Source organism: Alishewanella maricola (assembly GCF_016343785.1).
GTDB lineage: Bacteria > Pseudomonadota > Gammaproteobacteria > Enterobacterales > Alteromonadaceae > Alishewanella > Alishewanella maricola.
In genome coordinates this window covers 301582-327763 of sequence record NZ_JAEINI020000001.1, presented here as the reverse complement: position 1 = coordinate 327763, position 26182 = coordinate 301582, and the positions used below count along the sequence as shown (strand labels likewise).

Genomic DNA, 26182 nt, shown 5'->3' with positions numbered 1-26182 from the left:
TTGGGTTACGCCTTATCGGACGAAGTAAATAATGCCCTGCTGGCTAAAGGTTTATTGCCCAGTAACGGGGCCAGTAATTGTCGAGTCAGTTGCTTAGCCACCGGTAATAGCCCAACAACATGCCATTGCTCTGCGGCCAGCGCTAGCAACATAGCACCAGGCCAGCCTTGCTGCACGGGCACCAAGCCTTGCTCTGACACGTAACTATAATGCTGATCGGCTTGCAAAGGTCGATCATAGCAGTCAGATGACCAGTCAGGTAATACGCCTAATTCGTCTAATAAGGCCAATTCAAATTGGCGCAACGCACTTTCTAAACCCGTTGCTTGTTGTTGTACCTGCACTAGCGCGGCTAATGCCTGTTGATATAAAGCAAATAAGTTATCTGATGGCTGATCAGCAGGCCATATACGACATATCAATTCATTGAGATACAGACCACTGAACAGCACCTTACCGCTTAATTGGCTGGCGGCACTGCTCTCTTCGAGCTGTTTTACCGTTTTTAAGTCACTGCGCCCGGTTAAACTAACCGAGAACAACTGAAAAGGTTGGAGTGCGCGATGCTGTTTGCCACTGCGTCGCCGCGCAACAGCGCTAATGCGCCCTTGCTCAGGTAACAACAGTGACAATAAAAGTTTATCTTCCTGAAAGGGACGGCTATGCAAAATATAGGCAGGCCAGAGCTTAGCGTCCATTGGCGAGCTTAATCTTCGCCGTAACCTAAGCTGCGCAGCGCTCGCTCATCATCTGCCCAACCCGATTTCACTTTAACCCAGACTTGCAAAAACACCGGCGCATCCAACATGTCCGCCATATCTAGCCGGGCTTCGGTGGCAATTTGCTTGATCCGCTCGCCTTTGTTACCAATGACCATTCGCTTCTGACTTTCGCGCTCAACCAGTACTAACGCTGCAATATGAAAGTGTTTTTCTTCCCATTTAAAGCGCTCGATCTCCACCGTAACGGCATAAGGTAATTCATCACCGAGAAAGCGCATCAGTTTTTCACGGACGATTTCCGCTGCCATAAAACGCTGCGAGCGATCGGTAATATAATCTTCTGGGAAAAAGAATTCGCAAGGCGGCAACTGGCGTTGTATCACTTTACGTAGAGCTTCAACATTATCGCCGGTTTCAGCAGATAACGGCACCACGTCTAAAAACGGTAACTGGCTACCCAACCACTGCAAATGGGGTAATAAATCTGATTTGTCTTTATACAAATCGACTTTGTTCACCACTAACACCACTGGTTTATTGGCCGCGATCAGTTTGTTCAGCACCATTTGATCATCATCGTGCCAACGCGTGCCTTCAACCACAAAAATCACACACTCAACGTCTTGAATTGATGACGAAGCCGCTTTGTTCATCAGGCGGTTAATCGCGCGTTTTTCTTCAATATGCAGGCCTGGGGTATCGACATAGACGGTTTGATACTGCTCTTGAGTATCAATACCGACAATACGATGACGTGTTGTTTGTGGCTTTTTTGAGGTAATACTGACTTTCTGACCCACTAATTTATTTAACAGGGTCGATTTACCGACATTCGGCCGCCCAACTATGGCCACCAAACCGGCAAAAGTCGTTGCTGCGTCGGGCTGTTGCTTATCTGTCATGTTTAATTTGTTCCAAAGCCAACTGAGCCGCATCCTGCTCAGCTTTGCGCCGAGATGAACCGGTCGCATTAATCGGGGGCATGCCTGGCACGGTGCAACGCACAGTGAAAGTTTGCTGATGAGCCTCACCCACGGTGGCAATCACATCGTAGGTAGGCAAGGGTTTACGTAACCCTTGTAAATATTCTTGCAGCAGGGTTTTCGAGTCTTTTTGCTGGCCTGGGGTAATCTCTTGTAAACGCTGTGCAAACCACAACATGATTTGCGCTTTACACGCTGCCATACCGCTATCTAAATAAATTGCCCCAATAATCGCTTCTAGCGCATCCGCTAAAATCGATTCTCGACGAAAACCACCACTTTTTAACTCACCTGGCCCTAAACGTAAAAACTCAGATAAGCCTAATTCTTGGGCAATAGAGGCTAAAGTGACCCCTTTTACCAGCGCCGAGCGCATGCGTGTTAAATCGCCTTCGCGGGTCTCTGGAAAACGCTCAAATAACGCTTCCGCAATGACCAGACCCAGTAAGGCATCACCTAGAAATTCTAACCGCTCGTTATGTTGTCCTTTACAACTGCGGTGGGTCAGCGCCTGCTCCAATAAGGCGGGTTGCTGAAACTCATAACTTAATTTGCGCATCAGCGGTGCTAACGGTTTATGCATAAAACACTCTTAATGGATCGGTCCTAGTCGTGCAAAACGTACACCAACCGGAACCCAACGCGGTAACCAGCTATTCGGGTCTTCGCTAAATTCAAAACTCATCCAGACAAATACCGCTTTACCAACCATGTTATCGGCAGGCACAAAGCCCCAAAACCGACTATCAACACTGTTGTCGCGATTATCACCTAGTACAAAATAGTGGCCTGCAGGTACAACAAACTCATCAATACCCGTACCTGGCTGACGATAGAAATCCTGTAGATTGTCTGGCAGCATCGGCGTTTGCAAAATATTGTGCGTTACCTGCCCCAGCGTTTCTTCATATCGGCGTTGTGGTAACGGCCCCATAAAGAACTCGGCTTCGGCTTGAAAGGTTAACGGGATCATTTCTAAATTGCCGCAGCCGCTGGTTTGACCTTCGCTACAAGCGCGTTGAATATACAATTGCTTTTGCTTATACACAATGCGATCGCCAGGCAAACCCACAACCCGCTTGATATAGTCTAAACGTGGATTAGGCGGATATTTAAATACCGCAACATCTCCACGCTCAGGCTGATTGTTTGACCACAGGGTTTTGCGCCAAACCGGATCTTTCACATCATAAGAAAACTTTTCTACCAAAATAAAATCACCGACCAATAAAGTCGGCATCATCGATCCTGACGGAATTTGAAACGGCTCGTATAAAAACGAGCGTAACAAGGTGATGCCCGCAACCACCGGTAAAATTGAAATAGCGGTTTCAACAATGGCCGGCTGTTTTAAAAAGTCCTGCTGCACCTGTTCTGGCAATACCGACTTCGATTGGGCATTGGCAAAAGCTAATTTTTGCTGCCGCTTCGGCGCGAGTAAAAACCGCTCTAATAACCAAGTAACGGTACATGCTAACGTCAGTAACACCAAAAATATTGCAAAATAACCAGCCATTAAGCTTCCTTAATCATGCGATCGGGGTTTATTTACCCACTTTTAAAATGGCCAAGAAGGCTTCTTGTGGCACTTCCACATTACCCACTTGTTTCATCCGTTTTTTACCGTCTTTTTGCTTTTGTAACAGCTTTTTCTTCCGGCTAATATCGCCCCCATAACATTTCGCTAATACGTTTTTGCGTAATTGTTTTACCGTAGTACGAGCAATAACATGGTTACCAATAGCTGCTTGAATGGCAATATCGAACATCTGCCGTGGGATCAGCTCTTTTAGCTTTTCCGCTAACTGCCGGCCTCGGCCTTGTGCAAAATCGATATGACTGATGATGGCCAGCGCATCTACCCGCTCGCCGTTAATCAGGATATCAACCCGCTGCATATTCGAGGTTTGGAAACGTTTGAAACTGTAATCCAATGACGCATAACCGCGACTGGTCGATTTTAAGCGGTCGAAGAAATCCATCACCACTTCGGCCATCGGCAGTTCGTAAACCACGGCGACTTGTCGACCATGGTAGCTCATATTAATTTGCGTACCGCGCTTTTCGATACAAAGGGTAATAACGTTACCTAAATACTCTTGCGGCACCAAGATATGCGCTTCAACGATAGGCTCACGGATCTCATCAATATCATTTACCGCAGGTAAATCGCTGGGGTTATCCACTAAAATGGTCTCGCCATTTTTGGTTACCACTTCATACACTACCGTTGGTGCTGTTGTAATCAGATCCAGATCGTATTCCCGCTCCAACCGCTCTTGAATGATTTCCATGTGCAACATACCCAGGAAACCGATCCGAAAGCCAAAGCCTAAAGCGCCTGAGTTTTCTGGTTCATAAAATAATGACGAGTCATTTAAGCTTAACTTAGCCAGCGCATCACGGAAGTCTTCATAATCATCGCTGGACACCGGGAAAACACCCGCATACACCTGCGGTTTAATCCGTTTAAAACCCGGTAAGGCTTTTTCAGCGCTGTTTTTTGCCAAGGTTAAGGTATCACCCACTGGGGCGCCCTTAATTTCTTTAATACCGGCAATCACAAAGCCTACTTCACCGGTTTTCAATTCGCCGGTATTGGTGGCTTTCGGGCTGAACACCCCGACTTTGTCTACTTCAAAGATTTGACCACTCGACATCACTTTGATTTTGTCTTTGGTTTTGATACTGCCGTGTTTTACCCGAACTAAGGAGACAACACCTTGGTAGGCGTCAAACCAAGAATCGATAATTAATGCTTGCGTCGGGGCATCCGGCTCACCTTCTGGGCAAGGAATTTTTTTAACGATGGTTTCTAACACATCCTTGATACCCAAACCGGTTTTAGCCGAACACTGCACCGCACCGAGGGCTTCAATACCAATAATATCTTCGATTTCTTCAGCTACCCGCTCCGGCTCTGCCTGTGGTAAGTCGATTTTATTCAGTACCGGGATAACTTCTAAATTCATGTCCAAGGCGGTATAGCAGTTGGCAACGGTTTGTGCCTCTACCCCTTGTCCGGCATCCACTACCAATAAGGCGCCTTCACAGGCAGCTAACGAACGGCTCACTTCATAAGTAAAGTCTACGTGGCCTGGCGTATCGATAAAGTTTAGCTGGTAAGTATTGCCATCATCTGCAGGATAATACAGCGTCACACTCTGTGCTTTGATGGTGATACCACGTTCACGCTCCAGATCCATGGAATCCAGCACTTGTTGCTGCATTTCACGATCACTTAAACCGCCACAATATTGGATCAGGCGATCGGATAAGGTAGATTTTCCGTGGTCAATGTGGGCAATAACTGAGAAATTTCTGATATGTTCAAGTTTAGGCATGGTATCCGCAAGAAACTAAGCGTATGGCCGCCGTCGCTGTCAGTAAATGACCAATAGCTTAAGACTAACCATACAGGTTATTAATAAAATTAGCGCGAATTGTACTCTATCCCGCGGCAGCTTGCTATGGTTGTTAAGCGTCAGTCGCTGCAGGGTTTAGCTTTATACTGGGCAGTACGTTTAAGATGATCACTTGCTCTTGCTGGCTTTGCAAAGACTGATTATAGCGCCGAGCTAAAGCAAAGCCGCTGGCCCCGCCGATCAGTGCGCCCAACATCAACCAGCCTTCAGCCGGTTGCCATAGGCTTTGCATGGTCACCACCACCACTAACATCAACACTAAGGGTAATAAATAGACGGCCAAGGCCGCTAACACTAAGCCTTGCTCGGCAACACCAATCGTCACTTGTTCACCGGGTAACAGCTGTAACGGAGTTTTGACAAAAAAGCGATTTTGGCGAGGTGTAAAGGTTTGCGCTACGATGCCAGTACCACAATCAGTACTGACATGACAGCTATGACAGGTCCCAGCCGGTGTGGTGTTTAACCAGACCCCATCGGATTCAATGGCTAATACGGTGGCAATTTCTTCAACCATGGGGCAGTTGGCTCATCATTAGCGCACCGCAGCGGCTAAACGCTTGGCCGTTTCAATGCTGATTGGTCCAATCACGGTCACATCCTGTTTAGCATCGGCTTGAACATAAATGGTGGTGGCGCCATCACGGTAAGCTTGAGTGGGTAACTGATGGCTATTCTGCACAAAAACCGACACTTGATGTAAGCCATCTGACAATAACCAGTAACTAAGAACATCAGGTTGTAACTGAGGCACTAACAATGGATCGTCGCTAATGCTAAAACCCTTCGGTAACCAGCTAAGTTGGTGCGGTTGCGAAGCCGGTTTGGCCACCACGGGCGGTGTCAGCGCAGGCAACTCAATTTCCAGCAATTGCGCTAAGGTATCGGGAAGTTCAGGAGTGATGCGTAAATGCGTGACCTGCCAAATCTCTAAAGCACGGTTTTTGTTATTGGGATGTTGTTCAGACAAGGTATCAATGCGCAGCGGAAAGCCGGTTTGCACATCGACCCACAGCCAATAATGATGCCGATTATCATCAATAGCAGATAGCCTTAATAGCTGGGCACTGCGACCGTCCATCAGCGAACTGCTGCCAGCGACCGCATCGTATAGGCTGCGAATCTTTTCGGGGCTTTGAAATAATAATGGCGGCAGTTCTTTAATACTGCTGCTTTGGGTCACGAGAGAAGGACGCTCGCTGAGTAAATAATACACTTTGTCGCTGCGTCTAACGATATCGACCCCATCGGCGTACATTGGGATCAGATGTTCAATTTCTTTATCACCCGAACGGCCATGCAACCAACGATAGGTCTCGGCTTGGCCGCCTTTAAGCACGACATAAGAAACGTCAAAATTGTGCTGTTTAACACTCTGCTGCACTTTATCAAATAAAGCCCAACCCGTTTCTTCGGCACTTGCCGGCTGACTACAACACAGCACGACTATACTACAGATGCCAAACAGCCATTTCATCATTATTGCTCGCGTTTTTCCTGTGTTGAGGTTTTGTTCGTTTGCGTTTCAGAAACTCGAATTTGCTGACGGTGTGCCTGTAATAACGCTTGCAGACGTTGCTGTTGCTCTAACATCGCTTGCTGCTCTTGCGCTTCAAAACGATTTTCAACAGACGTTTGACTTAAACTCACTGGCGTGGCAAAACCGGCAACGGGGCGAGTTTGTAACAGAGGCGTTGGCGCACTCAGTTGCTGTTCGAGCGGTTGCTGATATTGCTGCACACCAAATACCGCGACTAAAGCGACACTGGCGGCAATAGCACCATGTGCTGCCGGTTTAAACCATTCCGCATTCGCCGCCTGCCGTAAACCGTTTTTCATTTTCTGTAATAAACTGCTGCTGTTTTGCAATTGGTAAGTTGGCTCTTGTTCCAACATACTGGCCAAGTTATCGGCAAAATCCAGTGGTAAAACACTTTCGGCTTCGTTTCGAAGCACGGCACCAGCCAACTGATAGCGCTGCACGGTTTCCTGCAAATCAGGCTGCTGTAACAATTCTGACAGTTGCTCGGCAGTTAACGCGTGATTATCGGCGGCTTGTGACAGCCATTCTTGCTTTTCTGACAACATAAAGTTTCCTGTCAAATAGTCTATATCGGCTTAGGTATTACCCACTAAGGGTTTTAACTGAGCGTCTATGGCTTCGCGCGCCCGGAAAATACGACTACGTACTGTACCTATCGGACACTCCATAACTTCGGCAATCTCTTCGTAACTTAACCCTTCTAATTCACGTAGCGTAATTGCCGTACGTAACTCATCGGGTAATTTTTCTATGGTACCAAACACCACTTGGCGAATTTCCTCGGACAATAATAAATGTTCCGGAGAATCTTGTTCTTTTAGCGCATCACTACCTTCGTAGTATTCTGCATCCTCGGCATCAACATCGCTAGCCGGTGGCTTACGATTGTTTGATACCAGATAATTTTTGGCACTATTCACTGCTATTCGATACAACCAAGTGTAAAACGCACTCTCACCACGAAAACCGGGGATAGCTCGATAAGCTTTGATAAAGGCTTCTTGAGCGACATCAGCTACGTCACCATGGTTAGAGACATAACGTGAGATTAAGTTCGCGATCCTATGCTGATATTTTTTTACCAGCAGATTGAAAGCAGCTTTATCGCCTTGTTGTACACGCTGGACAATTTGCCAATCTAATTCTTGCTCGCTCATTCTTGAGCCTACCCCTGTAATACTTATTTAGGTGTTGTAAACGAATGGCGCCAGTCAAGCGTACTAACTATGACTGCAGGCTGAATAAATAGTTCTGTTTATTTTTATAAAAACGCTAGAATAACCTGAACATAGCGCAACAAATTATACCGCAGCCTGTTATTTTAGTCTGTTTTACCAAAGCCACTAACTGAGTTAAGTGTATCCTATGACACAACCCAATGAATATCTTTGTGACGTATTAATTATTGGTAGTGGCGCGGCGGGTTTGTCGCTAGCGCTGCAATTGGCGGATCACGCCAGCGTTATTGTTTTAAGTAAAGGGGCTTTACGCGAAGGCTCAACACTTTACGCGCAGGGCGGGATCGCCGCGGTGTTTGACGAAAATGACACCATCGCGTCGCATGTGAATGACACCCTGATTGCTGGTGCCGGTTTGTGCGAAGAAGAAGCGGTAAAATTTACCGCAGAACACGCTAAGCAAGCGATGGAGTGGTTAATCGCCCAAGGCGTCCCCTTTGATCAGTATCAAGATACTGATGGCAGCATGAAATACCATCTCACTCGGGAAGGTGGCCACAGTCATCGCCGCATCTTGCATGCAGCCGATGCCACTGGTAAAGCTGTACAAATCACGCTGGTTGATCAAGTTAAACGCCACCCAAATATTCGTTTGTTAGAAAACTACAACGCCATTGATTTGCTCACCGGCAAAAAACTCGGTCTTGATCTGGCACGTTGTTATGGTGCTTATGTTTGGAACAACCTTTTGGCTCGCGTTGAGACCATTCAAGCTAAAGCGGTGGCACTAGCTACCGGCGGCGCCAGTAAAGTGTATCTGTATACCAGCAATCCAGATGTGGCCAGTGGCGATGGCATTGCGATGGCTTGGCGTGCGGGTTGTCGGGTGGCCAATATGGAATTTAATCAATTTCACCCAACCAGTTTGTACCACCCTGCAGCACCGAATTTTTTAATTACCGAGGCCATGCGCGGCGAAGGAGCCTATTTAAAGCGCCCCGATGGCAGCCGGTTTATGCCTGATTTTGATGAGCGTGCAGAGTTAGCACCGCGAGATATTGTGGCTCGTGCGATCGATTTTGAAATGAAACGCCTTGGCGCTAACTCCGTGTTTTTAGATATTAGTCATCAAGACAAAGACTTTATTATTGAACACTTCCCCACTATTTACGCTAAATGCCTCAGTGTGGGTATTGATATTACCAAAGAGGCCATTCCGGTCGTTCCTGCTGCGCACTATACCTGCGGCGGCGTAATGACCAATTTGCATGGCCAAACAGACTTGCAAAATTTATACGCCATTGGCGAAGTGGCCTATACCGGTTTACACGGCGCAAACAGAATGGCGTCTAATTCGTTATTAGAATGTATTGTTTTTGCCCAAGCCGCTGCTCAACATATTTTAACGCAATTGCCTCAATCTCAAGCTACCCTAACGTTGCCCGCTTGGGACGATAGTCGAGTGAGTAATTCGGATGAAGAAGTAGTGATAACGCATAACTGGCACGAGTTGCGGTTATTTATGTGGGATTATGTGGGTATTGTACGCACCGATAAGCGACTTGAACGGGCACTGCATCGCGTAGAGTTACTCAAACAAGAAATCCACGATTATTACAGCCATTTTCGTATCAGCAATAATTTATTGGAATTACGTAATTTAGTGCAAGTAGCCGAGCTTATTATTCGCTGTGCCATGCAGCGTAAAGAAAGCCGGGGTTTACATTACAATTTGGATTACCCAAATATGCTAAGTGATAGTAAACCGAGTATTTTACAACCGCTGCGTTAAAGCGCCTCGTCAGCAACGCTGCGCCAGCGTTGCAATTGTACCCGTCTTGCCAGTGCTCGATAATCACTGGCAGACAATTGGTCGGCAAACAGATAACAGCGCTGCTGCTGGCCCATTTCGTCATACCAAAACAATTGCACAAACCAAGGGTTGAGCAGACAATTTGCGGCTAATTGCCCAGCGGGTAAAGCGCTTTGTTGCCAATGCAAAGCGCCATCTTGCTCAATATGTAAAATACCGCTAACACCGGGTGCAGCCCAGTATTGCAACATCAGATAAAAAAACGCTAGTAGCAGCAAGGCAGCGGGTAAATACCAGATCCCTTGCAGCGGTAAAGTGAGGACGATAGCGCCACCGAGCAAACTGATGGCCAGTAGCGCAATGCGTCGGAAACGCGAGGTTCTCAGATAAAAGCTAGACCCGGACACGATTGACGATTAACTCAACCATGGCTTGAATAGAGGCATCTTTTGAGTGCTGATGCCCCATGAACCAAGCGAATAAATCCGGATCATCACAGGCTAAGAGCCGTTCAAAATCGGCTTTTTGCTGGTCGTTTAATGCATCGTACCCTTCGTCGACGAAGGGGGCTAATAAAATATCTAACTCCAACATACCGCGACGACACGCCCAGCGCAGTTTTGGTTTACTCATTAAAGCGGTCATGTAGACTCCTCATTATTCTGCGACATTTGCAGTATCTTAACAAATATTGCGATCAGGGGTTGAGCTTTTGTGTCTTGCCCCAATCTATTTACTATTCACGTTTAAATGAACGCTCGCTATGCATACATCTTGGCTAACTGCAGAACAATACGCACAATTATCTACTCAGGTTCATGATGCTTATCTTGCTCCTTTACCTGCTTTTCAGGTATTGGCTATTAGCGGGCCTGATAACCGTAAATATCTACAAGGGCAAACGACCTGTGATATTGAAACCTTAACGGCGGACACTTTTTTACGCGGCGCACATTGTGATGCTAAAGGTAAAATGTGGGCGATATTTCAGTTGTTTGCCAAAGACGATGCGCTACTGATGGTCGCTTTTCGTGACGAACTGCAAGCCTCTGCCGCCCAACTGAAAAAATTTGGCGTGTTTTCCAAAGTAAGTTTTGACCAAACCACCGAACCTTATGCCGTGCTTGGTTTAGGCGGTTCGCAAGCAGAGCAACTTGTGACACAGTTAGGCTTTAGTCTGCCCGCGGCAGACGGTCAGGTTAGCCACGGACAACACGGCAGCTTATTACGCTTAGCTGCGGCGCATTTTATGTTGGTGCTACCGCAAACGCAGGCGCAGCAACTTATGACGGCAGATTGGCCACTGGCTGCCCCAACGGTTTGGCTCAGAGCCCATATTTTGCAAGGGTTAGCTTATTTAGAACAACCACTAATTGGCGAAGCTGTGCCACAGATGCTTAACTTACAAGCGATTGATGCCATTAGCTTTACCAAAGGCTGCTATATCGGACAAGAAACGGTAGCCCGCTTGAAATACCGCGGTGGCAATAAAAGAGCCAGTTACATTTTACACGCAAACACCAACGAACTTCCGGTCGCAGGTACAGCAATAGAACTGCAACTGGAACAGAACTGGCGCCGGATTGGCCAAGTCATTAATGCGGTGAATATCAATGACCAACTTTGGTTGTTAGCACTGCTCCCGAATGATATAACACCGGCAGACACCTTGCGGTTAAGTGCTGAGCAGCCCGTTTTGCTGCAGCAGTTACCGCTACCTTATTCATTAAATTAAGAGGTTTGCATGACCATTTCTCAAGACAAAGTCGTCGCCATCCATTACACAGTAACAGATACTGCAGGTAACCAGCTTGACTCTTCTGCTGGCGGCGAACCTCTAGTCTTCCTGTTTGGCCATGGTGCATTGATCCCAGGTCTGGAACAAGCACTGATTGGCAAAAACAGTGGCGATAAATTTACGAGCAGCATTGCTGCTGCAGATGCTTACGGCGAGCGTCATGATCAACTAGTACAATCCGTACCGAAAAACATGTTTGAAGGTATGGATGTAGAAGTAGGCATGCGTTTTCGCGCATCCGGCCCGGATGGACGTGAACAGCCAGTCATTATTGTCGACGTCACAGAAGAAGAAGTCGTCGTTGATGGTAATCACCCACTCGCCGGCATTGAACTCAGTTTTGATGTTGAAGTTGTGTTAGTTCGTGATGCGACAGAGGAAGAACTGGCGCACGGCCATGTGCATGGTTTAGATGGACATGCTTCACACTAAGGCCTATTGATTTCATTGATAAAAAAAAACCGCAGTGACCGCTGCGGTTTTTTTATTGACCCTAAGCAAACATGCCAACTGAAAAATCATTGCTCTGAAGTAGTGCAACCTGCCGCATGAACTGCTTGACAGCCACCCCAAAGCCACATATTTTTAGCCATTGTTATTTTTCAGCCACTGAGCATATTATCCAGCTGATGAAAGATCGTATTAGTATTTCTATCTCTAGCATCAACGGCACCAAGCACTTTAGTATCGGTAAGATATTTAAGCGCAATGCTGTTATTGGCTTATGGCTTGTGCTGTTTTCAGTACTGATCACCGCGGCGGTGATTAACTATTTGCTGCATACGGTTGAACAAACCAAAACCGAGCAACAGCTACTGACCTCACAAACGAATGCTTTACAGCAACAACTGGCTCAGTTAAATGCCGCTCGCGAAACCCTAGAACACGAATTAACCCTTAAACAAGATCAGATGCTGCAAGTCAGCCAGCGTTTGGGTGAAATTGAACAGAATTTAGGTTTAGAGCAAGGTATCGACCAAAATTTAGAAGCTCGACTGGATATCGCCACCGTAAATGCCAGTGCAAGGATGGCCATGTTGCAGCTGGTACCCAATGGCTCACCACTTGATTTCGATAAACGTTCTTCTCGCTATGGCGTTCGTACCCACCCTATTTTAGGCAAGCGCAAGCATCATAATGGTATCGATCTCACAGCACCGAAAGGCACCGAAATTTATGCCCCTGCTGACGGAGTGGTAGAAGTGGTGCGTCGCAGCAATAGCGGTTATGGCAACTTATTAAAAATACGTCATGCTTTTGGTTTTGCCACGCTTTACGCTCATTTATCAGACTTTAATGTGGCAAGTGGCACCTTTGTCCACAAAGGCCAATTAATCGCTAAAGCAGGCAATACCGGCAGTTCTACCGCACCGCATTTACACTATGAAATTCATTTTCTTGACCGGTCACTTAATCCACAACACTTTATGGAATGGGATTCCGGTAATTTCGACCTGTTGTTCGAAAAAGAGAGGAGTATTAAATGGGATTCTTTGGTAACCATGTTGCAAACCAAGGCAAGCACACAATTACAACTGTCATCGCTGAGGGATGCGTCCTTAACGGCAACTGCCGAGTAAACAGTGATATGCAAATCGACGGCGAACTTGAAGGTAACGTCGAATGCAAAAGTACTGTCATCATCAGCTGTAGTGGTAAAGTTGTTGGCGAAATCACCGCTGACAAGGTGATGATAAATGGCTATTTCGATGGTCAAATCACCGCTAATATAGTTGAAATACTACCTCAAGGCAAAGCACATGGCGTGGTGTTCAGCGATAATCTGTGTATCGAACGGGGTGGCAGTTTTTTCGGCGAAACGCATGCCTCTAAACCTGGCCAACAAAATCTGCTGTTAACCGACGAATTGCAACCCAACAACGTTGCTGAACTTAGCCAAGCGAAATAACGCCTGTTTATGCTACACTATGCCCTTTACGTGCAGACAATGGGTCTGCGCCTAGTGCAGGATAGTTCCCTTGAGTGTTCAACTTAGTTTCAGCGCTTTTGCGCTTTCACCCGCCTTACTCGATACCTTAACCAGCTTGAATTATCATCAGCCTACGCCTGTGCAGGCACAAAGCCTACCAGCAATTTTAGCGGGTAAAGATGTGCTGGCTCAGGCCGCGACGGGCTCGGGTAAAACAGCCGCCTTTGCACTAGGCTTACTCAGCAATTTAGACGTTAAGCGTTTTCGGGTACAAAGTTTAGTGTTATGCCCCACACGTGAATTGGCTGAACAAGTCGCCACCGAAATTCGAACTTTGGCGCGCGGCATCCATAACATCAAAGTATTAACCTTATGTGGTGGTATTCCGGCCAAAGGACAAATTTTGTCTTTAGAACACGGTGCGCACATCATTGTGGGCACACCGGGTCGAGTGTTAGATCATTTACAACATGATCGTTTGAACCTAGAAGAACTGACGATGTTAGTGCTCGATGAAGCCGATCGGATGCTCGAGATGGGTTTTGCCGAAGACTTACAACAGATCATCGATGCTATGCCAGCACAGCGCCAACAACTGCTGTTTAGTGCCACCTTTGCGCCTGCCGTAAAGAAACTAGCAAACGAGCTGTTACACTCACCCCAAGAAGTGATTATTGATAGCCCTGCTACCAAAGCCAACATTAATCAGCAATTCTTTTTGCTAAGCCATAACCAAGAACGCAGCCAAGCCACGGTACGTTTAATTTTGGCTAAAGCACCGCAAAGCTGCGTTATTTTTGCCAATACCCGTAAAGAAGTGCAAAGCTTAGCCGAGCAATTAAAATATGCCGGTTTTAGTGTGGCTGCCTTACACGGTGATTTAGAGCAGCGCGAACGCGAACAACAACTGCTGCAATTTGCCAATGGCAGCTTACAATTGTTGGTGGCCACCGATGTGGCGGCACGCGGTTTAGATATCGAAAAGCTCGATCTGGTGATCAACTTTGAGCTGGCGCATGATACCGATACGCATATCCATAGAATTGGCCGCACCGGCCGTGCCGGCGAGCAAGGGGTCGCCTGCACGCTGTATACCACGCAAGACGGTAATAAAATTAGCCAACTTGAAGAGGCGCTGGGCCAAGAGATTAATCCTGAGCCCTTACCTGAAACCCGCAATAGCAAGCCGCTATTACCGTTAATGGCAACCATTGAAATTGACGGCGGTAAAAAACAAAAATTACGCCCGGCCGATATTGTGGGTGCGCTCACCCGTGATGATCAGATTGCTTTTGCCGATATTGGTAAAATTCAATTGCAGGATTTTCGGGCTTATGTGGCGGTAAAACGCAGCGCTTTAAAAGCCGCTTTGCAGCAATTAAACAACAGCCGCATCAAGGGCCGCAGTTTTCGGGCCTACCGTTTAGGTAACGATTAACTAGCCCTACTCAAAACCTTTATCACGGCGCAAGGCCTTAGTTTGGCCTTGCTGCTTCTTCTGCTGTAAGCGTTTTTGCTGGCTGCCATAACTCGGTTTGGTGGCAAAACGCTTCTTCGGGGTTTTACTGACACTGTGCACCAGCTCCACAAATTGCAATAATGCCAGCTCGCGGTTTTGCTCTTGGCTGCGGCTTTGCTGACATTTAATCAAAATTTTGCCGCTGGGTGTAATACGGTGATCAGACAATTGCAGCAAACGGCTTTTGTAGATCTCAGGTAAGCTGGAGTGGGCAATATCAAACTGCAGCAACACTGCCGTTGATACTTTGTTTACATGCTGGCCACCAGGGCCAGATGAGCGCACAAATTGCCAACTCAACTCATCATCTGCTACATGAACATTTGCATTAATCCTGATCACCGCTGCTCCTTAACGCTCCCAGTAAGCCTCTTCTAAGCTATCTTCGCGCTCAGGTAGGCCTTTAGACAAACGAGGAGCATTCTGTACTAAAATCTCATAGCTGACCCGATTGGCGTATTTACATAATTGTGCAAACGATGAATAAGCCAAGTATGACTCTTCGTGCTTGCTCGATAACGGCTGCACTTGTTTATGATAATGATTCGCCGCCATATCGTGTAATATGGCCGCTAAGGCCCCATCACCGGCGCCATTGGTATTTTTAATGCGCTCTGGACCGCCTAAATACGGATCAATGTGCGAATACACCTTCAAGGGGGCTTGGCAATTTTGCCGCAGCATCGGCCGACTAAACTCAAAGCGATTAAAATCTGCTAAGCTGGCCGATTTGATCGGGTTAGAACTTTCACGTTTCATACTTTCATCAGTATAACCGCACAAGTATAGCCCCTCAGCACCCGCGGTGATCAACACCATATCGGTGATCTCTAAAGCGGCTTGCGCTGCGCGTAGCGGATCAGCAAAGCCGGTTAACGCTTCGGCCTCTAATTCATTCATCGCCAGAACATTGACATATTTGCTAACGGTTTCAATGATTTGCTCGCGGTTTTCTTCCACCAAATGCCGTGTACCTAAGCTCATCACAACCGGTACTTGCTGCTCACTGGCATCCGACAACGCTTTAAGCATAGCTTGTTGAATGGGCTGATCAGTGGCGCGCAAGGGGTAAGCACTCACCACAAATGCTGCGGCACCTGCAATAATGTCAGTCGGGATATACTCAGGTGCCAACTGATCCATATCACTGGGATCGATAACAAAAGTACGTTCACCATCGGGCGTAATCATCGTGATACCACGGCCAATATCACCGGCAACACCTTGCAGGCGGTTCATATCCACTTTCGAGCTGGTATGACACACATAATGATAGGCTGGCGAACCCAGCGCGATATTGGCCGACATCACGCCGAGCAACACCGATTTATCATCGGCTAATACGGAGTAATTATGAATGGTATTACCAATAGTGCCACCGGCAAAATGATCCGAAATCGCTTGCTCCACCACCAACTCATGGTAGATCTCGTTGGCTTTTTCATGTGCGACTAAATTGGATAACCCTTTGGGAATATTATGTTTCGCGAGAAACTCATCACTGACACTGGCCACTACATCAACGATAGTTTGATCAAGCCCTACGATATACGTGTCCAACTCCGGCCGCACTTCAAAACTGGGCAGTTGTGGTTTAGGTTGGGATACTGGGAAGTAATGCTTTATTTTGCGCAGACCAGGAAATTTCATAGCGTTGGCTCAACTGAAAACAGGCCGGTATGTTAACAAAAATACCGGCAAAAAAGTAAGGTAATGTCAGCTGGCATCACGCAAAAACACCGGTTTATCCAAGCTGGATAACGTATCGCTGAAATAATAACCATCAAGGTCGAATTGTTGTAATTGTGTGGGTTCCTGTAATGCGTGCTGGATCACATAACGCGCCATCAGGCCACGCGCTTTTTTGGCATAAAAACTGATGATTTTGTATTGGCCATTTTTATAGTCTCGAAACTCAGGCGTAATAATGCGTGCTGATAAGTGTTTTTTATCGACCGCTTTAAAATACTCTTGTGAGGCTAAATTGAGTAATACATCACTGCCCAAAGCCGCCAGCTGCTGCTGTAAAGCCTTAGTCACTTCGGCCTGCCAAAAGGCATACAAATCTTTACCGCGCGGATTCGACAGTTTTGTGCCCATCTCAAGCCGATAAGCTTGCATCAAATCCAAGGGCCTTAATACACCATATAAACCGCTGAGAATACGCAAATGGTTTTGCGCATACCGTAGCTCGTCATCCGACAGACTATCTGCCGCTAAGCCCTGATACACATCACCATTGAACATAAATAACGCAGCTTTCGCATTGTCGGTATTAAACGGAGGTTGCCACTGCGCGAAGCGTGCCGCATTTAAACCGGCCAACTTATCACTAATATGCATTAACGATGACAAATCAGCTGGGGTTAACTGCTTACAAACCGTGGCTAATGCTTTGGCATCCTGTAATAAAGCAGGTTGGCTAAAACTCAGCTCACGCGCGACGGGGGTTAAATCTAAATCTTTGGCTGGCGATACCACCATCAACATAAAGACGGCTCCTATTTTGACAAAATGAGCGTTTATACTGCACAGCCGCTGTTTCAGACCTTGCAGACAACGATATAGCCCATTATGCTGTTTACTAACTCGATTGCAAAAGGAATCTGCATCAGCGTTACCACTCTGTCGCCCGCTGTATCTGGTTTTTGCTGACAGCCATCTTACGTTCGTTAAACTGCAACTAACGGCAGAGCCGCCTCGTTAAGGGCAGATCCCACATTAACCCTGTTTTTAGACAAACGGCTATTTTGTTGTTATTTTATTACAAGAATAGCCATTTAGACGTATACTTAAGCTAATTCCAACTAATAAGTGGTAAGTGAACAACATGAATGATCTTCTAAGCCAATTAAAAGCCGTCACCACCGTGGTCGTTGATAGCGGTGATCTAGGTGCTATTGAACAGTTTCGTCCGGTAGATGCCACCACCAATCCATCGTTATTATTAAATGCCAGTCAACTCGACTTTGCCAAGCCCATCTTAGCGGCAGCTATTGCCTATGCTAAAGCACAAACCAGTGACAAAGACGCGCAGTTAAGCTTAGCCAGTGATAAATTTGCGGTAGATATTGGCACGGCTATTAGTAAGTTAGTCCCTGGTCGCGTGTCTACCGAAGTCGATGCCAGATTGTCCTTTGATCGTGATGCAACCTTAACCAAGGCACGGCAATTAGTGGCCTTATACCAGCAAAACGGTGTCAGTCGTGAACGCATCTTAATTAAAATTGCCTCAACTTGGGAAGGGATCCAAGCGGCCAAAGTGCTTGAGCAAGAAGGCGTTCAGTGTAATTTAACCCTGTTATTCCACATGGCGCAGGCACGCGCTTGTGCCGAAGCCGGTGTGTTCCTGATTTCTCCCTTTGTTGGGCGTATACTAGACTGGTACAAAGCCAATACCAAACAAGACTACACTGCCGAAACCGATCCCGGTGTTTTATCGGTACGCGAAATCTACCGCTTCTTCAAAACCCATGGTTATAACACAGTAGTGATGGGTGCCAGCTTCCGCAATATTGGTGAAGTATTGGCGCTTGCCGGCTGTGACCGTTTAACCATCAGCCCAGGTTTGTTAGAAGAGCTGCAACAGCAGCAAGGCGAATTAACCGTACATTTGAAAAATGACGGCGCCACAGCGACGAAACCGGCAGCATTAACCGAAGAAGCCTTTCGCTGGGCACTCAACGAAGACGCCATGGCGACGGAAAAATTGGCCGAAGGGATCCGCAAATTTGCCGTGGATCAACGCAAACTCGAAGCATTACTCGCTGCCCAACTTTAACCTCTGATTTGTAGGAGATGACGCGATGTCGGTAACCCTTTCAGCTTTATTAAGCCCTTTAGCAGCGAAGCAGCAACCCCTGCGGCAATTATTTGCGGCAGAACCGGGCCGTGCTAAACGCTTTAGCACTAGCGCTTGTGGTATCTATTTAGATTATTCAAAAAATTTATTAGACGAGCAAAGTTGGCAAGCCTTGCAGCAATTAGCTACACAAAGCAAAATTCGTCAGCTTAGTAAACAAATGCAAGCCGGTGCGGCCATTAATAATACTGAACATCGCACCGTGTGGCATACGCGATTGCGCCAACAAGATTTGAGCAATTTACAGCTAGCCGGCGAAGATATTGGTGCAGCCATTACGGCTTGTCAGCAGCAAATGGCACAATTAATTGATGATTTACACGCACAGCGTTATATCGGCTATCAAGGTAAACCGATTACTGATTTAGTCTGGGTTGGCATTGGTGGCTCATTATTAGGCCCACAGATGGCCGTAGAAGCACTGACTCCCTATCATTGCAGCCCGGTGAACTTGCACTTCGCAGGTAATATCGACGGTGCGGTGGTGAGCGATATTACCAAAAAACTCGATCCTGCCACCACCCTCGTCGTGGTGGCGTCTAAGTCTTTTGGCACCGAAGAAACCAAACAAAACGCCTTGGCATTACGGCAGTGGTTTAACGACGCCGGTGCCGACAGTAACGCCATTGCTCATCACTTTTGGGCGACCTCGTCTAATGTTAAAGCGGCTGCCGAGTTTGGCATTATTGAGAAACATATTTTACCCATGTGGGATTGGGTTGGTGGTCGTTATTCATTATGGTCTGCCATTGGTTTACCCATTGCATTAATGATCGGCAATAGCGCTTTTAAAGAATTGCTAGCCGGTGCTGCCGCCATGGATGAGCACTTTTTTAATGCCCCCTTTAGTGAAAACTTGCCGGTTATTTTGGCATTGCTAGGCATTTGGTACATCAATGGTTTTGGTTGCCAAGCTCAAGCCTTATTGCCTTACAGTCATTATTTACGTTTATTGCCCTCTTATGTGCAACAACTGGATATGGAGAGTAATGGTAAGTCGGTTGACCGTCGCGGCCAACCACTACAAGACGCCACGGCACCGGTGATCTGGGGCGATGCAGGCACTAATGGCCAACATGCGTATCATCAATTGTTACATCAAAGCCAATTAAAAGTACCGGCTGATTTTATTCTGCCCTTACAGGTAAGCCACAGCTTTGCGGATCAACATCAACGCTTAGCGGCGCATTGTTTTGCGCAAACACAGGCGTTGATGCAGGGTAAAACGGAAGAGGAAGCCCTTGCCGAATGCTTAGCTGCAGGCATGACACAACAGGCCGCGGCAGAGCTGGCGCCACATAAAGTATCGCCGGGTAATAAGCCCAGCAACACCCTACTACTCGATGCTTTATCGCCTTATCACCTCGGCGCGTTAATCGCCATGTATGAGCATAAGGTGTTTTGTCAGGGGGCTATTTGGGAGCTGAACAGCTTTGATCAATGGGGCGTCGAGTTAGGTAAACAACTCTCAGGCCCCATTTATCAGGCGATCAGTGGTCAAGCTGACGGACAATTTGATTGCTCAACCGCCAGCTTAATAAAACGCTTTTTGCAAAAACCTTAGGCATACCACTAAGTTTACCAAGCTTATTATTATTTGATTAACGTAAAAAGGCTGCTTTCGCAGCCTTTTTTTTAGCTTGTCATCTTGTTGTCACTTTTTAGTTTTATTTTTAAACAAAATATGGTAGAACCTTTGTTGAAAATAACAACAAAATCAACATCAGATGAGGCCGTAATATGGAAAGCTTCGAAGACTTACTGAATATGTTGGAACGACCTGCTGCGAAGACACGTGTGGTCAAACGCAAATGGCGTGAAATTGAAGAGCTGAAAGAGCGTCAACGTCTCAAAAAGGAACTCTGTGACATAGATTGGACCATCGAACCTGAACTAGATACCATTGAATTATAAACAATAGGCCCGCTACTCTGTAGCGGGCCTATTGTTTTCATCACTGTGCTAGGATCGCATGCCAATTAATCGGCGTCTTACCCGCCGCTTTTAATAGGCTATTGGTCTGTAAAAAGTGACCACATCCGAAAAATCCTCGGTGCGCTGATAAAGGCGAAGGATGCGGCGCTGTTAAAATATGATGCCGCTGAGCATCAATCAACCGGGCTTTCTTTTGCGCATGACTGCCCCACAATAAAAACACCACCTGTTCAGAGTGAGCGGAAATTTGTTGGATAACAAAATCGGTAAACATCTCCCACCCAAGTTTCTGATGTGAATTCGGGCTATTCGCTTCCACAGTCAGCACCGTGTTCAGTAACAATACCCCTTGCTCAGCCCAGCGCTGTAAACAGCCTTGATCCGTGGCGGAAAAATCAGCATATTCCAGCGCCAGCTCTTTGTAGATATTACGTAGCGACGGCGGCACTTTTACCCCAGCTCTAACTGAAAAAGCCAAGCCATGTGCTTGATTTGGCCCGTGATAGGGATCCTGGCCTAAAATAACCACTTTTAGCTGTGCTAATGGCGTTAATTTAAACGCATTAAACACCTCATTACTCGGTGGATAAATCACCTTACCACTGGCTCGCGCTTGTTCAACCTGAGCCAGTAAGTCTAAAAAATAAGGCTGCTGTTTTTCAGCAGCCAACACATCGGCCCACAGCATTATTGAGCAGCCGTTTGCCGAATCACGTGCTCTAAGGCACTAAAGTCAGCAGGGATCTCTAAATTTAAGCCCGGCTCAGCGGCACATTTAGCTAAAATTGCCGGTAACGCGATTGGATTGCCAAGAATATTCTCGACCTGCTCTTTAAACTTGGCCGGATGCGCCGTACCTAAGAAGATCCCAAACTCACCCGGTTGTAAACTACGCTTTAACGCTTTATAAGCCACGGCCGCATGCGGCTCGCTTAAATAACCTTCTTGCGCCAATAAACGCATACCGACTTGCGTATCGTCTTCATCAACCATGGTCGCTTCAATATCACTGCGGCTTATCACACCTTGCGCTAGCAATGCTTCAACCCGCGGCCAATTGTTGGGGGCGCTGACATCCATAGCATTAGACAAGGTTGCACGGGTATCTTTTGGCTGCCATTCGCCATTTAACCAATAACGAGGCACCGTATCATTAAGATTGGTTGCAGCCACTAAGCGCTTGATCGGTAACCCCAAAGCTTTGGCAATTAAACCCGCCGTTAGGTTACCAAAGTTACCACTCGGCACCGCGATAACCACTTCTGAGCGTTTATCTACCGGTACTTGTGCCATAGCTTCAAAGTAATAACAAATTTGTGCAAACAAGCGGCTGATATTAATCGAGTTAGCCGAGTTGATATTAAATTCAGCAACCAGTGCTTTATGATCGAACACTTGTTTAACTAACGCTTGGCATTGATCAAAATCGCCTTCCACCGCTACGGTGGTAATATTTTCACCCAACGTAGTAAACAGTTTTTCTTGCAGCATGCTGATTTTACCCTTCGGATACAAAATCACCACTTGCACACCTGGTTGTTTAAAAAAGGCATGCGCCACGGCAGCCCCAGTATCACCCGAAGTGGCAGTCACAATCGTAGTATGTTGTTGCTGCTGCGCTTGCGCCAACGCTTGCGCCATAAAGCGCCCACCGAAATCTTTAAAAGCTAGCGTTGGGCCATGAAATAACTCTAGGCAATGCACTTGCTCGTTTACTGCAACCAGCGGTGCCGGAAAGGTAAAAGCCTGTGCAACCATCTGGTGTACTTGCTGCGGGCTGAGTTCATCACCAATCAGCGCAGATAAAATCTCCGCACTGCGCTGTACTAAGGGCAAACTCAGTAAATGCTCAATATCCAATTTGGGCCAACTGCTCGGGAAAAACAGCCCTTGTTGCTGCCCTAGCCCCTGGCGTACAGCTTGTAAAAAACTGACCTGCTCTGCAGGTACTTTTAAATTATTTAATTGCATGCTTGTTCCTCCAGCGCCCGCGCGCCTGTATTCGCCAGACGACACACTACGGTGAGCGCATCTTGATTTTTTGCATAATGGGTTTGCAGATATTGAGCCGTGAAATCAGCTACAGCGCTACTATTACATACGGCAAATAACGTTGGCCCTGCGCCAGAAATACCTAAATGCAACACCCCTGCGTCAGTGAGCGCTGCTCGCAATGCCGTTAATTCAGGTAATAGCGGCAAACGTGCCGGTTCAGCCACCAGATCTTGTAAAGCGGCCGCCGCATCAACGTCGTCGCTACTGTATAAGGCGCTAACAAAGCGACTTAAGGCACCTGCAAATTTAATGCTATGTGCTAACGAGAGTTGTTTTGGTAACACTTCACGCGCCGCTTTGGTGGATAACACGGTACCGGGGTAGCATAACACCACTTGCCAGTCTGCAAACCAAGGCAAACTGCGACAAATTGCCGGGCTATCCGGTAGCATTAATTGCAAGCCACCAAAATAAGAAGGCGCGACATTGTCATAATGCACACTACCACTGACGCCCCCTTCAGCAGTGGCCATCAGTTGTAGCAGTTCAGTTTGACTAAAGGGCTGACCGAAATAATCGTTAAATGCATAAAAAGCGACAACAATTGAGCAAGCACTAGAACCTAAACCGCTACCAACGGGTAGATTCTTATGTAAGTGTAATTGCAAGCGAGGTAGCGTTTTACCTAACGCTTCCTCAAAAGCATAAAAGGCTTGGCTTACTAAATTATCCGTGGTAGCTGCAGGTAATTGATGCACATAACGGCCACTGATGGTCAGCGATAAAGACTCCGCCTCGCCTAAGATATCTAATACATCGCCCAGCAAACTGCCATCTACTGGCGCAAAGGCTGCGCCAAGCAAATCGAAGCCGACCGACAAATTACCGGTCGATGCCGGAGCGTAATACCGTTTAATACTGTTTTTTTGCATTATTTATACCTGCTGCTGCCAACTTAGCGTGCGCATGATATCGCTAAACACCCCTGCCGACGTCACTGCGGCTCCGGCACCATAGCCCCGCAGCACAAACGGGATAGGTTGGTAATAACGACTTAACATCGATAAGGCGTTCTCACCGTCTTTCACTTTTGCTAAGGGATGATCAACCGCTAACGCTTTAATGGCCACCTTACATTTACCATCACGAATTTCACCAATGTAACGTAGCACCTGCCCTGCTGCTTTGGCTTCGGCTAAGCGCTTTGCAAAATGCTCGTCAAGGCTGGGTAAACGCGCCATAAAGTCATCGATACTGCCAATGGCATCAAAGTCGGCAGGTAATACAGACTCCACCTCGACATCACTTAAATCCAGCTGTAAACCCGATTCCCGCGCCATAATTAACAGCTTACGTGCGACATCCATACCCGATAAATCATCACGTGGATCCGGCTCAGTAAAGCCCAGCGCCTTGGCTTTGGCCGTCACGGTTGATAAAGCAACACCCGCTTCTAACTCACCAAAAATATAAGAGAGTGAACCGGATAAAATGCCTTCAAAGGCTAACAGTTCATCACCCGCGTTAATTAAACCTTGCAGAGTATCAATGACCGGTAAGCCAGCGCCTACAGTGGTTTCATATAAGAAGCGACGACGCTGTTGCTGGGCAACGGTCCGTAGCTTGTGATAATAGTCTAAACTGGCTGTGTTGGCTTTTTTGTTGGGTGTCACGACATGAAAACCTGCCGCCAGAAAATCAGCATACTGATCGGCAATTTGCTGTGAACTGGTGCAATCCACCAATACCGGGTTAATCAAATGCTGTTCTTGCACAAAACGATTTAACTCAGCCAAAGAGAAGGTTTGCTTGGCAGCCGGCAATTGTTGCTGCCATGACTCTAACGCAATGCCATCGCCGGCTAATAAAAGCTGCTTACTGTTGGCAATGCCGTACACCGTTAAGCGCACTTGTCGTTGTTGCAAAAACGCTTGTTGACGATGGATCTGAGCCAATAACTCACTACCAACCACACCACACCCCACCAAAAACACATCAATACTCGGGATATGGCTAAAGAAGTTTTCATGACACACTTTTACCGCACTTTGACAACTGCGTTGCTCTACCACCGCCGAGATTGAACGCTCACTGCTGTCTTGCGCTATCGCCACAACATTTACTCGGGCTTGCGCTAAAGAGGCAAAGAACTTCGCGGCAACGCCTTTATGTTGGCGCATGCCATCCCCCACCAAGCTGACAATGGCCATATCAGATTGAATGATTAACGGGCGTAATAATTTGGTTTGTAATTCGAGTTCAAATTCTTGTTCTAACGCGCGTTTAGCGGCCTGCAAATGTAATTGAGGCACACAAAAACTGATACTGAATTCAGACGAAGATTGTGTGATCAAACTGACCGAGATCTGTGAACGTGCCATGGAAGCGAAAATCCGGCTCGCCATGCCCACGACACCTTTCAAGCCAGGGCCGGAAACAGTAATTAACGCTAAATGCTCTAGGCTTGAGATCCCTTTCACTAAGGCTTCCCCATCACCGTCGTTATCGATACAGGTTCCGGGTGCACTTGGGTTCAACGTATTTTTGATATAACACGGTATTTGCACTCGCGCTAAGGGGCCGATGGTTTTCGGATGCAGTACTTTAGCACCAAAGTACGATAGCTCCATCGCTTCATCATACGACAAACGATCAATTAAGCGCGTCTGTTTTACTTGCCGGGGATCGGCACTGTAAACACCATCAACGTCAGTCCAGATTTCACAGGCACTGGCTCGGATCGCCGCAGCGACGACTGCAGCAGAGTAATCTGAACCGTTTCGCCCCAATAAAGCCGTTTCGCCTTGAGCGTTGCTTGAAACAAAACCCGCTAACACATAGATACTGGCGGGCAAACCGGCAAGGGCTTGTTGAAATTGTTGTGCCGTCGCTTCCACATCCGCGGTGGCATTTAAGAAATCACCATGGCTTTTCACTAATTTTACGGAGTCAAGTGATGCGGCATCTGCACCACGCGCTTGCAACAACGCTGTCATCAGCGCCACGCTAAATTGTTCACCCAAGCCCAGAATTTGCGCCTTGATATGATCGGGACAGAAGCGTAATAGGCTCATACCCTGTAATCGCAAACTTAATTGTTCAATTTGCTGGGTAATTAACTGTTGCACAACCTGTTGCTGTGCGGCACTGATACCCACCACATCTTGCAATAGTTGCTGATAACGTTGCTGTAACTGTTGCAGTAGCGCTTGAAAATCGGCACCCAAATAAGCCAGATCCGTTAATTCTACCAGCGTATTGGTCACCCCTTGTGGGGCCGATAAGACTAAACACACTTGTTCCGTCGTAGCTTGTTGCATCACGATCGTTGCCACTTCACTGAAGCGGGCAACTGACGCCAACGATGATCCACCAAATTTTAGCACCCTCATCTCTCTCTCCTCGCGCATTGTCGTCTTTCGTTGTTTTGCTATCGCAGACCCATCGCCATTATCGGCCAAAAAAAAACCCGAAACCTT

At 47.0% G+C, this 26182-nt stretch carries 27 protein-coding genes; 9 read left to right on the top strand and 18 right to left on the bottom strand.

Going from position 1 to position 26182, the window contains the following annotated elements:
* Positions 1–5: 5 nt before the first annotated feature.
* The 9 genes from recO to rpoE all read right to left on the bottom strand — a co-directional run bounded on the left by recO (position 6) and on the right by rpoE (position 7830).
* Positions 6–698 (bottom strand): DNA repair protein RecO, encoded by a 693-nt coding sequence (recO, locus tag JAO78_RS01625; protein ID WP_226749608.1) that lies wholly within the window; start codon positions 696–698, stop codon positions 6–8.
* A gap of 8 nt (positions 699–706) precedes the next feature.
* Positions 707–1624, bottom strand: coding sequence for a GTPase Era (era, locus tag JAO78_RS01620; protein ID WP_226749607.1), 918 nt, complete (start codon positions 1622–1624; stop codon positions 707–709).
* Complete coding sequence (rnc, locus tag JAO78_RS01615; protein WP_226749606.1) at positions 1614–2288, bottom strand: ribonuclease III; 675 nt, start codon at positions 2286–2288, stop codon at positions 1614–1616. The genes era and rnc overlap by 11 nt, the downstream gene beginning before the upstream one ends.
* A gap of 9 nt (positions 2289–2297) precedes the next feature.
* Positions 2298–3221, bottom strand: a complete 924-nt coding sequence (gene lepB, locus JAO78_RS01610) for a signal peptidase I (protein WP_226749605.1) — start codon at positions 3219–3221, stop codon at positions 2298–2300.
* A gap of 28 nt (positions 3222–3249) precedes the next feature.
* Complete coding sequence (gene lepA / locus JAO78_RS01605; RefSeq protein ID WP_226749604.1) at positions 3250–5049, bottom strand: translation elongation factor 4; 1800 nt, start codon at positions 5047–5049, stop codon at positions 3250–3252.
* Positions 5050–5182: 133 nt separating this feature from the next.
* Positions 5183–5647, bottom strand: a complete 465-nt coding sequence (locus tag JAO78_RS01600; RefSeq protein WP_226749603.1) for a SoxR reducing system RseC family protein — start codon at positions 5645–5647, stop codon at positions 5183–5185.
* 18 nt (positions 5648–5665) lie between these two features.
* Positions 5666–6607, bottom strand: coding sequence for a MucB/RseB C-terminal domain-containing protein (locus JAO78_RS01595; RefSeq protein ID WP_226749602.1), 942 nt, complete (start codon positions 6605–6607; stop codon positions 5666–5668).
* Positions 6608–6609: 2 nt separating this feature from the next.
* On the bottom strand, positions 6610–7218 hold the full coding sequence (locus JAO78_RS01590; protein ID WP_226749601.1) for a sigma-E factor negative regulatory protein: 609 nt from the start codon (positions 7216–7218) through the stop codon (positions 6610–6612).
* Positions 7219–7248: 30 nt separating this feature from the next.
* Positions 7249–7830, bottom strand: coding sequence for an RNA polymerase sigma factor RpoE (gene rpoE / locus JAO78_RS01585; RefSeq protein WP_226749600.1), 582 nt, complete (start codon positions 7828–7830; stop codon positions 7249–7251).
* Between the two features lie 208 nt (positions 7831–8038).
* Here rpoE and nadB point away from each other — a divergent pair, with 208 nt between their 5' ends.
* Positions 8039–9643 carry an L-aspartate oxidase gene (gene nadB, locus JAO78_RS01580; RefSeq protein ID WP_226749599.1) on the top strand — a complete coding sequence of 535 codons (1605 nt, stop codon included), beginning with the start codon at positions 8039–8041 and terminating at the stop codon, positions 9641–9643.
* On the opposite strand, the gene JAO78_RS01575 is transcribed toward nadB, so the two are convergent.
* The gene (locus JAO78_RS01575) at positions 9640–10071 is read right to left on the bottom strand and encodes a protein YgfX (protein ID WP_226749598.1); all 432 of its coding nucleotides are present in this window, start codon (positions 10069–10071) and stop codon (positions 9640–9642) included. The genes nadB and JAO78_RS01575 overlap by 4 nt on opposite strands.
* Entirely contained in the window at positions 10058–10309 is a 252-nt protein-coding gene (locus JAO78_RS01570; protein ID WP_226749597.1) for an FAD assembly factor SdhE, read from the bottom strand. Before JAO78_RS01570 ends, JAO78_RS01575 begins: the two co-directional genes overlap by 14 nt.
* Positions 10310–10427: 118 nt before the next feature.
* Between JAO78_RS01570 and ygfZ the strand changes: the two genes are divergently transcribed.
* The 5 genes from ygfZ (at position 10428) to dbpA (ending at position 14830) form a co-directional block, all read left to right on the top strand.
* On the top strand, positions 10428–11399 hold the full coding sequence (gene ygfZ / locus JAO78_RS01565; protein WP_226749596.1) for a tRNA-modifying protein YgfZ: 972 nt from the start codon (positions 10428–10430) through the stop codon (positions 11397–11399).
* A gap of 9 nt (positions 11400–11408) precedes the next feature.
* Complete coding sequence (locus tag JAO78_RS01560) at positions 11409–11894, top strand: FKBP-type peptidyl-prolyl cis-trans isomerase (RefSeq protein WP_226749595.1); 486 nt, start codon at positions 11409–11411, stop codon at positions 11892–11894.
* A gap of 197 nt (positions 11895–12091) precedes the next feature.
* Positions 12092–13042 carry a M23 family metallopeptidase gene (locus JAO78_RS01555; protein WP_226749594.1) on the top strand — a complete coding sequence of 317 codons (951 nt, stop codon included), beginning with the start codon at positions 12092–12094 and terminating at the stop codon, positions 13040–13042.
* Between the two features lie 8 nt (positions 13043–13050).
* Positions 13051–13371 (top strand): bactofilin family protein, encoded by a 321-nt coding sequence (locus JAO78_RS01550; protein WP_229585375.1) that lies wholly within the window; start codon positions 13051–13053, stop codon positions 13369–13371.
* Positions 13372–13441: 70 nt separating this feature from the next.
* Positions 13442–14830 (top strand): ATP-dependent RNA helicase DbpA, encoded by a 1389-nt coding sequence (gene dbpA / locus JAO78_RS01545; protein WP_226749592.1) that lies wholly within the window; start codon positions 13442–13444, stop codon positions 14828–14830.
* Between the two features lie 6 nt (positions 14831–14836).
* On the opposite strand, the gene arfB is transcribed toward dbpA, so the two are convergent.
* The 3 genes from arfB to yaaA all read right to left on the bottom strand — a co-directional run bounded on the left by arfB (position 14837) and on the right by yaaA (position 17401).
* Positions 14837–15253, bottom strand: a complete 417-nt coding sequence (gene arfB, locus JAO78_RS01540) for an alternative ribosome rescue aminoacyl-tRNA hydrolase ArfB (protein WP_226749591.1) — start codon at positions 15251–15253, stop codon at positions 14837–14839.
* Positions 15254–15262: 9 nt separating this feature from the next.
* Positions 15263–16561, bottom strand: a complete 1299-nt coding sequence (locus tag JAO78_RS01535; RefSeq protein ID WP_226749590.1) for an inosine/guanosine kinase — start codon at positions 16559–16561, stop codon at positions 15263–15265.
* A gap of 66 nt (positions 16562–16627) precedes the next feature.
* Positions 16628–17401 carry a peroxide stress protein YaaA gene (gene yaaA, locus JAO78_RS01530; RefSeq protein WP_226749589.1) on the bottom strand — a complete coding sequence of 258 codons (774 nt, stop codon included), beginning with the start codon at positions 17399–17401 and terminating at the stop codon, positions 16628–16630.
* A gap of 340 nt (positions 17402–17741) precedes the next feature.
* Between yaaA and tal the strand changes: the two genes are divergently transcribed.
* From tal to JAO78_RS01515, 3 genes are all read left to right on the top strand, one after another.
* Positions 17742–18692, top strand: a complete 951-nt coding sequence (tal, locus tag JAO78_RS01525) for a transaldolase (protein WP_226749588.1) — start codon at positions 17742–17744, stop codon at positions 18690–18692.
* A 25-nt stretch (positions 18693–18717) separates the two neighbouring features.
* Complete coding sequence (gene pgi / locus JAO78_RS01520) at positions 18718–20337, top strand: glucose-6-phosphate isomerase (protein WP_226749587.1); 1620 nt, start codon at positions 18718–18720, stop codon at positions 20335–20337.
* A gap of 176 nt (positions 20338–20513) precedes the next feature.
* Positions 20514–20687, top strand: a complete 174-nt coding sequence (locus tag JAO78_RS01515) for a DUF3545 family protein (protein WP_226749586.1) — start codon at positions 20514–20516, stop codon at positions 20685–20687.
* Between the two features lie 40 nt (positions 20688–20727).
* On the opposite strand, the gene ung is transcribed toward JAO78_RS01515, so the two are convergent.
* Genes ung through thrA form a run of 4 tightly spaced genes read right to left on the bottom strand, consistent with a single transcriptional unit; the run spans position 20728 to position 26113 of the window.
* A complete protein-coding gene (gene ung, locus JAO78_RS01510) occupies positions 20728–21396 on the bottom strand; it encodes a uracil-DNA glycosylase (protein ID WP_226749585.1) in 669 nt (222 codons plus the stop codon).
* Entirely contained in the window at positions 21396–22679 is a 1284-nt protein-coding gene (gene thrC, locus JAO78_RS01505) for a threonine synthase (protein WP_226749584.1), read from the bottom strand. The genes ung and thrC overlap by 1 nt, the downstream gene beginning before the upstream one ends.
* Positions 22670–23635: a homoserine kinase gene (thrB, locus tag JAO78_RS01500; protein ID WP_226749583.1), complete on the bottom strand. Its 966-nt coding sequence runs from the start codon at positions 23633–23635 to the stop codon at positions 22670–22672. The genes thrC and thrB overlap by 10 nt, the downstream gene beginning before the upstream one ends.
* A 3-nt stretch (positions 23636–23638) precedes the next feature.
* On the bottom strand, positions 23639–26113 hold the full coding sequence (gene thrA / locus JAO78_RS01495; protein WP_226749582.1) for a bifunctional aspartate kinase/homoserine dehydrogenase I: 2475 nt from the start codon (positions 26111–26113) through the stop codon (positions 23639–23641).
* Positions 26114–26182 lie beyond the last annotated feature (69 nt).